Origin of the sequence: Brucella pecoris (assembly GCF_006376675.1) — a bacterium.
In the GTDB taxonomy this organism is placed as follows: Bacteria; Pseudomonadota; Alphaproteobacteria; order Rhizobiales; family Rhizobiaceae; genus Brucella; species Brucella pecoris.
Genome location: NZ_VEWK01000014.1, coordinates 83,144 through 94,772 on the forward strand (window position 1 = coordinate 83,144; position 11,629 = coordinate 94,772).

Sequence of the window (11,629 nt, forward strand, 5' to 3'; positions counted from 1 at the left end):
AAATGGCAGAATTGAATGGCGCTCTGATCGGCTGCGGTTTCTTCGCAATCAACCAGATGCATGCATGGAATGACGTTTCGGGTGCCAAGATCGTGGCAATCTGCGACCGTGATGCTGAGCGGTTGAAGATTGTCGGCGACCAGTTTGGGATCGAACGCCGCTACACGGATGCGGAGGCGCTGTTTGCAGATGGCGGCTTCGATTTTGTCGATATCGCCACCACGGTTTCAAGCCATCGTGTGCTGGTGGAACTTGCGGCTGCGCACAAGGTGCCAGCAATCTGCCAGAAGCCTTTTGCCAAAACGCTTGATGATGCAAAGGCCATGGTGAAGGTCTGCGATGAAGCAGGTATTCCGCTTATGGTGCATGAAAACTTCCGCTGGCAGACGCCTATTCAGGCAGTGCGCAAGGCACTCGACAGTGGTGTCATCGGCACGCCATTCTGGGGACGTTTCTCCTTCCGCTCCGGCTTCGACGTGTTTTCTGGCCAGCCTTATCTTGCAGAGGGTGAACGTTTCATCATTGAAGACTTAGGCATTCATACGCTTGATATTGCGCGCTTTATTCTGGGTGATGTCACGAGCCTTGTTGCACGCACCAAGCGTGTGAACCCGAAGATCAAGGGTGAAGATGTAGCAACCATTCTCATGGACCATGAAAATGGTGCTACTTCCATTGTCGATGTAAGCTATGCCACCAAGCTCGAAACTGATTCTTTCCCGGAAACACTCATTGAACTTGATGGCACCGAAGGCTCGATCCGGCTTTATCAGGGTTATCGCCTTGAAGTGATTACGCCGAACGGCACCACGGTTTCCGACGTTTCGCCAAAACTGCTCTCATGGGCCTCACGTCCATGGCACAATATTCAGGAAAGCGTCTTTGCCATTCAGCAGCATTGGGTCGACAAGCTGGCATCCGGTGAAGAAACCTCGACATCGGGTGCTGATAATCTCAAGACCTTCGCGCTCGTTGAAGCCGCCTATGACAGTGCGGCCAGCGGCAACCGCATCGACATTAACGCGTTGCTCAAATGAGCAGCGTCGATCCTTTTCTGCTCTTTGGAACGCGCGAAACGGAAGCGAAACCACTTCATCTGAAAGCGGGCCTGCTCGCCGTCGATTTGAGCGATGGCAATCTACGAACCATCAAATATGATGGCGTTGAGGTTCTGCGCGCTGTTTCCTATCTCGTGCGGGATCGAGACTGGGGAACCTATAATCCGGAAATCCATGATCTGAATGTTGAGCAAAACGACAGCGGCTTTATCATCACCTATCAGGCACGTTGCGAAGGCCCGGATGCGACCCAACTCACCATTGATGTCCGCATTCAGGCAGAGAGTGGCGGTACGCTCACTTTCGACGCCGTAGCGAATACAGCGACAGGCTTTGAAACCAACCGGTGCGGCTTTTGCATTCTGCATCCAATCGTCGGGGTAGCAGGCTCCGCTGTGAACGTCGAGCATGTAGACGGTACACTCAACAACACCCGTCTGCCCGATCTGATCGAGCCATGGCAGCCTTTCAAGGACATGCGTGCGATCACCCATGAGACCATGCCTGGCGTTACGGCGGAATGCCGCATGGAAGGCGATACGTTTGAGATGGAAGACCAGCGCAACTGGTCCGATGCATCTTACAAGACCTATGTACGTCCGCTGGCCTTGCCATGGCCTTACCAGATCGAAGCCGCCAAACCCCAGCATCAGCGCGTCGTACTCAATATTTCCGACACGCGTTTAGCGAAACCGAAAACCACCCAATATGCTGAGCCGGTGCGCATCACGCTCGGTGACGCAAGTGGAAAAATGCCAAATATCGGCATCATCATTACGCCTGAAGAAGCCAAGGCCAGTTTAGCTGCAATAGAGCTGCTCGAGGAAATAACCCCGCAGGATTTGCTATTTCATTACGATCCTCTGGCAGGTCATAACGGATCAGCTTTTGCTGATTTCACGACCTTGGCTGCGAAGCATAAAGGGTGCATCTCGCTTGAAATAGCATTGCCTTGCGAGAAAGCGCTCATTGATGAGACGACCGCAATCGCGTTTGACATGAAAGCAGCTGGCTTTACCCCAGATGCGGTCATTGTTTCACCGGCTATAGATCGGCAGTCAACACCGCCCGGCAGCGAATGGCCACCCTGCCCGCCGCTTGAAGATGTTTATGCAGCAGCAAGAGCAGCCTTCCCGAATGTGCGGCTTGGCGGCGGAATGCTGAGCTATTTCACCGAACTAAATCGCAAGCGCGTTCCGGGCGAGCTTGTTGATTTTGTCACCCATTGCACCAATCCAATTGTTCATGCCGCTGATGATCTGAGCGTTATGCAAACACTGGAGGCGCTGCCTTTCATTACCCGTTCGGTGCGCGCGATCTACGGCGACAAGCCCTATCGCATCGGGCCGTCGACCATCCCCATGCGCCAGAACCCTTATGGCAGCAGGACGATGGAAAACCCGAATGGCAAGCGCATTGCGATGGCCAATCGCGATCCGCGCCATAATGGAAAATTCGCGGAAAGCTTCGCGATGGCCTACGCCATATCGGTGCTGAATGCTGGCCTCGATAGCCTTTCGCTTTCAGCACTCACAGGGTCTTTCGGCCTACAGGCACAGGAAGGCGAACCAACATCGACAGGTGGGAAACGTCCGCTTTTCAACACAATAAAAACTTTGGCCGAGCTGGCGAGAAGGGAATGGCAGCAGCTTATCTCGTCTCAGCCTGAGCACGTTTTGGCCTTTGCAACCGAGCAGGAATTCTGGCTCGTGAATATCAGGTCTCAGCTTCAAACCGTTAGCATCGCCCAGTTTAAGGAGATTGTCCTCGCTCCCTATTCCGTTCGAAGCTTGAAGCGCTCTCAATTCTAGCCAGGCCGCTGTTGCATTCTGATCAAGATTTCTAATCCGGACAATAAATGTTTTATGCCCGCCAGTAAAAACTGGCGGGCATAAAACAGTAGCGTTTTCAGTAATTTAAATCAAATCTGGCGCGTTATGAAGAACCAAATCACTCCCACTCGATTGTTTGAACAGTATATAACCACTTGAAATTACTACTACATTCTTGCTGACGCCGAGGAAATTCCGACCCCAAGGCCGTCAAAATGTTACGCTTTTGATTTTAAAGGGAAATCGCCGCGAAAATTTTTTCGTCGGTTACGGCATCTATCGGCACAAATTGCCTTCAAAATTGATTTTTGAAGGCAGATGGCGCGCTCCGCAGTTGGCAGAAAAGTACCGCCACTGTCTCTATAGCACGTTTCCATCCTCGAGCGAGGATCGCGAGTGAAGAATCCCCGACTGGAAGATACAAATCCTCGGACTTCAGCCCTCGGAATTCTAGGATTTGTATCATAATCAATGAGGCATCTGACTGCCCGAAACCTGCCCCATCGCCCGTGCAGTAATCACCACCATAAGCATCATTCTTCATCTAATATATCATATCTGACTGTTTAAGCGATCTAATATGTCATATTTGAAACTCAAAGGGCCAGAGCAATCTCCGTCTGGTCATTGATGAAAGCGCCCTCATACTCCCGCGCTTGGCTTCCCAGAACGCCCGCTGATCGCAGCGTTTCGCGCCAGCCATCGGAAACACGCTGCGCCGTCTCCCGGATTATCCGGCGAGCATCGTGGTCGGCGATCTCGAAAAACTCGCACGCCTCAAGAGCCAAGCGGATCGAGCGATCATGCGCACCGCCTTCGATAATCGCCGTTTCGAGATGCGGATTGCGGTCCGGTGCCGGATTTACATCGAAGACCGGAGATAACCGCCAGCGGCCCGATCCCACGTAGAGGAAGCCGTGGTTCTTCAGATGATCATCCTTGTTCGACACGAGGATCGTGAAGAGCAATCGCAGGAAGAGTTCCTGGAAATCAGCCTGCGGATCGGCGGCGTTCGCTCGTATGAAATCGACGATCTCAGTGTAGGAGCCAAGTTCGGTCCCAGTCTTGCCTAAAGCCGTGCGGGCCGAGATGTATGGAATCCGTGTGGCACCACGCCGATCGAACCGCTGGATCAGCGCCACGGGAAAGGGCGTTTCAGCCAGTTCCAACCTGACGGCTGGCGTGCGGATACCACAAGCCTGTGCCAAACGAAGCGTCGCCACCTCGACACGCTCAATCGGCTGTTGGTCATGAACCGACGTGAACTTGGCCAGCCAGAGCGTATCGCCATCCCGGACGTTGGCCTTGGGACGCGCGCCACCGGATCCGCCCGCGCCGGCGAGCGCCTGCAGTTCTTCGGCGGCGATCTCCTTGCCCTGCTCATAGGCGCGGGCGATGGCGGTGATCGCCTGCAGATCGACCAGACGTGGCACCGCGTCAGCCGCCCTGCCGCGGATGATCCTTCCTGCGTCGTCGAGAAACCGCAGCGCGCCTTGCCGGCAACTGTCGTCGGACAGCGTCAGATACTCGAATTCGGAAAGACCATTGCCATAAGCGCGTTCGAGAAGCCTGCGGCCCCATGTATCCGGCGCAGCGTCAGCAAAGGCACCGGCCAGCGCATCGCGCATGTTTCCGGGCTGCCCGGACGTATGGAAAGGTCCTCCCTCAAGAGGGAAATCCGGCTGCACGGCAAAGGCTCGCGGGTTCTCTATCCAGGCCGGATCATAGGCGAAGGTCGAAAACTGACGCGGCCCGTTCCGCGTGAAACGCAACTGGCCAACTGGCATCAGGCTTTCGCCGAGAACGACATGCGCGGTAAAGTCGGCCATCAGAAGGCCGCGCCGTCAGGATCGATGATATCTGCGCCATCCTGTGGGGGCTCCACACTGGCCTTCTGTCTGCGCAACTTAGTCGCAAAGGTCCGGCCGCGGCGCGGCAGGCGCTCATCGGCCAGCGCCAGCCCCAAATCGTCCTTGCGGACGTCGATCAGGTCAGCCAGCCGCTCCACCAGGCCCAGGACGACCAGGACATCGGCAAGCGTGCCAATGGCGACGCCAGCGTCGCCCTTCTCGAGCCGCCCGACAGAACTGGGCGACGTCCCTGCGCGTATCGCCAGATCCGCTACGGCGATTCCACGCCGCAAACGCGCGCCACGGATGTCGCGGCCGAGCCTCTCAAGTGCAGTTTTCGACTTCGGGGAGCCCATAGCAACAATCCATATACGAAGAACAAACTCTCTTTGTCTATCATATATGACTAGTTGGTAGATACATCAAGAGCCAGCTGAGGGAGTGTCGAAAGGCCGGCCGCGGCACCTGCTTGCATAGCGCCGCGATTCTCCAGCTCCTTGCTGGCGGCTGATTGGGAGTGAACGTCCCGCTAGTTGGAAGCGTATCGGTTGTGTCCGCAGTAAGATCGGCAGACGATTGGCACCTCGGGAGGAGTGACCATTTCGCGCTGTGGATCAGTCGGCATCTCAAACCGGATCGCCCGCAGTTCAAATATAGAATTTGAAAGGTTGCTTCTCGGCCCCGGCGGCGCTGCCCATTGTCAGCACTTCGCCGACTTTGTCTGCGAAACGAATGGTGACCGGCAGTCCGTCGCTGAAATTACATGCGTTGTAGTTGATTTTTGTGAGACCTAGGATGTCGGCCAACACCGTCACGATGGGGGGATATTCGCCGCTCGCGCGCAGCACGGTCACGAAAAGTGGGTTCGGCGTCTCCGGGCCGATATAAGTGTCGATGCGTGGTGCATATCCCGTGGTCCACAGATAAGCATCTTTGTCGCCGAGTTGGATCGCCGTGCCGCGCAGACACGGATAATCGCCGTCGCGGAAGAGCTTGGTCTCGCCATGAGTCGATTGGATACGCACGCCAACGATATTGGTCCCATCGGGCGCTGCCCTGCTGAAGGCCTCCCACTCCGCGTCGTTGAACTTGGTCCGGCCGTGAATGAACAGCTCTTTCGGATAGGCTCCAAAGCGTTGCTTGTAGGTATCAAGAACCGTCTTGATCAGCTTTCCAGCTGCCAAATCGCTGAGGTGAAATTCTCTGTTTTCGGTCTGCCACGGCCCGTTCGCCCCGCGAAAGACGACACCGTCTCCTTCGCTTAGGAACATCTGCGCCGCACAGCATGCGTGATTGTCGGGATGATTGGGAAGTAGCTTGAAGACCAAGCCGACGTAGCAGACGCCTGGCCGCATTCCCGCAATCTTCCACGGGGGTTCGGCCTGCGTTTTGTAGAACAGGCCCGTCGCCAGGTTCCAGGCGACGGTGGCGGAATCCTGGGTGCCACGCTTCGGATATCCCGCCTTGTTCACGAACTCCTCTGGGGCAAGGGTCGTCTCGCGAATGAGCTGGGATGTCATGCCCAGCTTCAATAGCTTCGCCTTGATCTGACGGTGAAAGTCAGGAATGTCGTCGAATACCGCTTCAAGCGCGTCATCAATGACACCCGCCAGCAGCGGAAGGTCGGCGCGCCCCTTCTGGCGCCTGGACAACTCCCCCTTTAGAAGCTCGACCTTGCGGCGCTGACCCGCAACCGGCCGACACGTTTCGAACACGTTTTCCGGTACGACGACGATCCAGACGTCAACTGTCCGCTCCTCGTTTTTCGCGTGACGCTCGATCGGGTCGATGAACAGTTTGGTCGTCGCGGCCACCGCCTCGTGATGGTTCTCGATCGCAATCGCGGCACGGATGTCCGCGGGATCGATCTCGCATGTAATCATGGCCCCCAGATCGACGCGGATTCCGAATGCCTCCTCGAGACCGGGAAAGTCGGACAGATGCAGCCGGAACTCTTTGTCGCGCTTGCCGCGAGGCGGAATCGCGACCGGAGTGCTGATCGCATCTAGCCAGCGGCGCAGGAGATCCAAGCCGTGTTTTGTACCAATCGCCCCAATCGTGATCTGCGCACGATCGGGCGTCGACGCCGGACCGTAAAGCGTGAGACCGTCTTTCGGATGATCCGAAGCCTGGCCGTGCCCAAATCCGAGCGGTGGTTCCGGAATGTAAAGGACCGGAATGGATTTTTCAGGAAATTCGATCAAGCGTCCTCCTCCCCGAAGTGGCCACCGAGCGTTGTCGAATCGGCTTCCTCCGCATCCTCGCCCAACTTGTTGGTCTGGCGCGCGGTTACGGGCGCTGTGAACTGGATCGGCATTGCGTCGAGCGTGATGCTGCCGCCCGAGCCGACGGCAAGATCGACATAGGGGCTGTCGCCGGCCAACAACTCCATGAACGCCATCACACGCCCATGCCAAGCCTTGTTCCGCCAAGCCGAGCAGATCGAACGCCGCAGGCGAAACTGGATTTTAGTGTCTGGAATGGCAATCGGCTTGTTGCGCTCCCCGATGTCGGAGAACAGCACGCGGCCCTTGAGACGCATATGGGGATATGGGAAGAGGCTGGGAATAACGCTGACACCGTATTCCCATATCTTCTTTCGGGCGACGCCGCGCAGCATGGAATTGCGGCTCTGGCCCTGGCGCCCCCATGAGACACGCTTCTTGAGGCCCAATTTGTCCTCGCCGACATGGAAGGACAGTCCGCTCGAGAAGGCGTGAGCAAGAAACCCTTCGCGGGCGCAATGCTTCTCCCACGCCTGGCGCAAGAGATTCATCATGATCGACCGGGCATCCCGACTTTCGATCCCCGCATCCGATGAGCCGTTCTCGAGGAGATCGAGAACATCGAAGTCACGCTCGGCGCGAAACGGCCCCACCCGCTCAAAATGTTCCGTCAGGTCGAATGGGCTGGCGAAGGTTAGGAAACCGTCGCCGAATTCGGCCATCGGGTATTCGAAGGACGCGCCGAGCTTTCGCAGCAAAGCCTCATTGGCTCGGTTGCGTGGCACCAGATGATTGAGCTTGTCCGGCATCCTTAGGATCCGCAGCCAGTTGGATGTCAGGACCTCGGGAGCCGCTTCGATCTCCACGGCGCGCCGACGCAGATGAGCGTACCATTCAGGCTGTATGATACCACCGCCCCCCTTGGGCACCTGCTGCCTTTCGAGCGATTTGAGCAGGCTCGCCAGCCCCTTTGCCCAGCCGCTTTCGAAATCGACATATTGCAGGCCGCCGATACCGAAGAGCTTCTGGAAGGTGCGGATCTTCAGCGGAATGATGAAATTGGGATCCTGGAGCTGCTTCGTCAGGTCTTCCGCGATGGCGATCTCCTCGCGAACGCCCCTCCTAGCGAGCGTCTCGTCGCTGCAGCACAGCAGCATCTTGATCGCCCGCGTCTGAAGCGCTGCGGTGAGCTTGCCGCGCCATTCGTCCCCGGCATCGAGATCGAAGATGTCGGCAAAGACCTTGTAGCCGGCAGCTTCAAGCCGCGGCGCGAGCCACAGCACAAACTGGTCATCACCAGGCGTCGCCTTGGATATGAAGATCAGGTCGCGTTCGACAGGCTCGCTCCCGCTCATCTACTCGACCGACTTGTCGACGAAGCCGAGCGTGTTGGCGTTCTCGATGAGCGTCCGGACTTTCGCCCGCTCAAGGCCTGCCGGAACCTCCGCCTCGATCTCGAGCCTGAGCTTGACCTCGCTGCCCGGCAACGTCGTGAGCTGCTCGACGATCGCTTCGACGATCTGATGCATGTCCCTGGCAGGACGGTCCGGTGAAATCATCACACTCCCCATGAACCGGGTCGGCTTCCTTTCTACCGGAGGACTGTCAGGCGTTCCGCCAGCCGGCTGTCCACCGGGTTCAAGCGTCTGATCGCCTGGCGCTTCCGGCCCACCGGTCGGCCTGGGCTGCGTTGGTGCTGGCCGATGCGCCTCAGCCACATCGGGCTTCACAACAACACTGTCGCTGTCGATGACGATCACCGCATTGCCGGCACGATCGATCGCGAGCCCCAGATAGGTGTCCGACTTCTCGTCCCACCGCTCGGCATAGGCGAAGGGACCGGGCACTATGCCGCCCACCGCGCCTTGCACGGCCTTGATCAGAACCTCCTGGTTTTTCAGGCGAGGCAGGTAAATGTAACGATTGAGGTATTCCCGCAGGTCCTTCAGCGACAGGTGCGGCTTGCCGTTCCAGATATATTTCTGAAGATCGCGATCGAGCCGTGTCGGTCCGAGGTCGATAAGCAACCCTTCTTCAGCCACAAGCTTCTTGCTCGCCCGTCCCAGCAACCCGTCCTGCGCCGGAATCTTGCCCGAAACCCATTCCACATCGGCTTGAGCGCTCTCCTGCGCCGGATAATGCAGATAGCACCATGCTTCCTTGAGGCGGGTCTTCATCGTCTCGTTCGATTCGGCCAGCTTCGCCTTTGCAAGCGCACTGTCGCTCTGGGTTAGGTTGAGACGGTCCGTATCACGAACAATCTCGCCCCAAGCCAGAGATGCGCGTACCGCGTCCTTCAAATTGTCGAGCTGTCGCGCCTCCGCCGCGATGAAGACCAGCATGTTGCGGTAGACACGCGGCGTGCTGCCGCGCTGCATCAGGATATGCTTGGCTTCAACCAATGCATCCGAGCCCTCGCGTCCGTTGTGTGGATGGGCGACGCCCAGCACCACAGCGCGCACGCCGCCGGCTTCATCCGGCACCTCGGCCGATGACGCCGGCGCCGTCTGCACGGCGTCGAAATGCCCCCGATCAGAGAGGCTATTCACATACTTGCCAAGCTCGCTGTCGATCGTCACTTGGACGAGCGCCGTTTCGATTTGCGCTGCCTTGTCCGCTGCGATCCGGTTGAGGCTCGCTGACATCGAGTACCAGTAGCGACCCAGATCGGCGTGCATGAACTTGGCCTGGTTGGTCAGCCGCCGCAGCGCATCGCCGAAGATCGCCGGACGCTCGCCGGGCTGCACCACGCCGAGATTGATCTGCTTGTCGTCGAGGCCGGTATTTTGCTGCTGATGCGTCGGTGCCGTGCCCATGAAGATCGCGCGGGCGACCCGCCTGGTCGCCGAATAGCGGTTCAGGTTGGGCGCGGACTGGTCGATCTTGTAAGGGGTGGATGTCGTGCCATCGACATCGCCAGCAATAATCGATTGCCAGCTCACGTCGAGATAATGGAGCAATTCCGGCTCCACGCGCGGCGAGCTCACCGCGACGCTGCCGGGCATGATCATCACCGACGGATCGCCATTCATCCAAAGCTCGTGGATGGCCTGCGCCATCAGCCGCAGCACGCCGCGCGTGCGCTGGAATTTCTCTAGCGATCCCCAAGTTGAATAGAGCTGGTCGAACAGTTCGGGATGGATTGGATAGGCCTTCTCGAGCTTGCGCCGATAATCCTCGTCGGCGCAGCCCTGCGGGAAGTCGTTTGTATTATCGCGATAGAGCTTCGCAAACTGCTTCAGCGTGTTGTCGCGATGATGGAACTTGTCGCCGGGGATGTCCTTGAACAGCCGCCGCCGAACAATCTCATAGCTCTCTTCCTGGCTCGCCGGCCGCCATGACGATTCCACGCGGCTGAATGTCTGTTTGAGACGCGCCAGCGCCTCCTGGCCGCCTTCGCCACCAACCTCGATCTGGGATGCTGGTAAGGATGCCACCAGCAAGGTTCCGGGACTGGCCTTGACCGCTTCGGTCAGCGATTGGACGAAGGAGAGGTTCGCGTCGAAGGATCCCGACGGCAGACCTTCAACTTTGTAGATTTGCCTCAGATAGGCGACCCATTCGTCGATCAGGATCAGACATGGCGCATACTTCTTGAAGATCGTTTCCAGCAGGTGGGAGCCGGGCGCGATGCCGTTGGCATCATTCTCGGCGACCATGTCGAAGGCCTCGGCCCCACCGAGCTGCCACGCCAGTTCGCCCCAGGTCGTACGAATTTTTCGGGCGCCCTCGGCAACCAGAACATCCTGTGGTCCTCGCGAGGTGCCGACGAGCACCGCGCGATTGATCTTCTGGGGCACGGTCAGGCCGTGCTCGTCCAGCAACCGATCTAGGCCGGAGAGATCCTGAACCGGCGTCCCTCCCGCCATGTGGTAGAGGGCGAGCATCGAGTGGGTCTTGCCGCCGCCGAAGTTCGTTTGCAGTTCGACCACTGGGTCGCCGCCGCCGCCGGAAAGTCGCTTGGCGGCACCGATCAGGAGAGTGCTCAAACCCTCGGTCAGATAGGTGCGGCTGAAGAACTGACGCGGGTCGCGGTACTCGGCAGGCGCGCTGCCCGAATGAACCTTGGCGAGATCGGCCGCGAACTCGGCCTGCTGAAACTCGCCAGTGGCAACATCAGGATGCGGCTCTACCACTTCGCGCCAGGGCAGTAGCCCCGCCACGGTCTCGACGGAAATCTCCAGCCGTTGGGTCTTGCGGCGCTCTTCGTTGCGCTGAAGCTCGGTGAACTTCGTGCGCAAGATCGTCTCGCGCATCTTCGAGAGTTGCTCGGCAACCTCGCCGGCGCTGATCGATTCCATCAGGCGGCGCATTGTGTCCAGCGCCCGCTCGGCGTCGTCGTAGGTGAAGGTCTCGTTGTGCGAGAGCTTGTTGCGGACGTCGAGCAGTTCCGAAACATAGGAGCGCTCGGGGTGCCCAAGCACCGATGTGAAGGCATCCTTCCAAAACGCCATCATGGTCTTGAGCAAACCCTGCTGATCCCAGCCCACTTCTCCGGCGGAATTGGGCTTGAGCCCCTGCACTCGCTGCACGACCTCGATCTGCCAATGCCCCTTGACGGAGGTCTCCAGCCTCTTCTCGACGAATGGAATGAGCGCCGCAGGGAGCAGCTCCATACCCTCGAAAACATACTGCCGCGTACTCTTGGCCACGTCCTGTTCCCC

The 11,629-nt window shown here is 58.2% G+C and carries 7 protein-coding genes; 2 read left to right on the plus strand and 5 right to left on the minus strand.

Annotated elements, in window-relative coordinates; translation table 11 throughout:
* The first annotated feature begins 2 nt into the window (after positions 1-2).
* Positions 3-1,037 (plus strand): Gfo/Idh/MocA family protein, encoded by a 1,035-nt coding sequence (locus FIB18_RS21260; protein WP_140022615.1) that lies wholly within the window; start codon positions 3-5, stop codon positions 1,035-1,037.
* Positions 1,034-2,869 carry a D-apionate lactonase gene (gene apnL, locus FIB18_RS21265; RefSeq protein WP_140022616.1) on the plus strand — a complete coding sequence of 612 codons (1,836 nt, stop codon included), beginning with the start codon at positions 1,034-1,036 and terminating at the stop codon, positions 2,867-2,869. The genes FIB18_RS21260 and apnL overlap by 4 nt, the downstream gene beginning before the upstream one ends.
* Positions 2,870-3,486: 617 nt before the next feature.
* Here apnL and FIB18_RS21270 read toward each other — a convergent pair.
* The 5 genes from FIB18_RS21270 to FIB18_RS21290 all read right to left on the minus strand — a co-directional run bounded on the left by FIB18_RS21270 (position 3,487) and on the right by FIB18_RS21290 (position 11,617).
* Positions 3,487-4,719 (minus strand): type II toxin-antitoxin system HipA family toxin, encoded by a 1,233-nt coding sequence (locus tag FIB18_RS21270; RefSeq protein WP_140022617.1) that lies wholly within the window; start codon positions 4,717-4,719, stop codon positions 3,487-3,489.
* Positions 4,719-5,096: a helix-turn-helix domain-containing protein gene (locus FIB18_RS21275; protein ID WP_140022618.1), complete on the minus strand. Its 378-nt coding sequence runs from the start codon at positions 5,094-5,096 to the stop codon at positions 4,719-4,721. The genes FIB18_RS21270 and FIB18_RS21275 overlap by 1 nt, the downstream gene beginning before the upstream one ends.
* 291 nt (positions 5,097-5,387) lie before the next feature.
* Positions 5,388-6,944 (minus strand): argonaute/piwi family protein, encoded by a 1,557-nt coding sequence (locus tag FIB18_RS21280; protein ID WP_140022619.1) that lies wholly within the window; start codon positions 6,942-6,944, stop codon positions 5,388-5,390.
* Positions 6,941-8,320 carry a toll/interleukin-1 receptor domain-containing protein gene (locus FIB18_RS21285; protein ID WP_140022620.1) on the minus strand — a complete coding sequence of 460 codons (1,380 nt, stop codon included), beginning with the start codon at positions 8,318-8,320 and terminating at the stop codon, positions 6,941-6,943. The genes FIB18_RS21280 and FIB18_RS21285 overlap by 4 nt, the downstream gene beginning before the upstream one ends.
* The gene (locus tag FIB18_RS21290; RefSeq protein ID WP_140022621.1) at positions 8,321-11,617 is read right to left on the minus strand and encodes a DUF499 domain-containing protein; all 3,297 of its coding nucleotides are present in this window, start codon (positions 11,615-11,617) and stop codon (positions 8,321-8,323) included.
* Between the last annotated feature and the right edge of the window lie 12 nt (positions 11,618-11,629).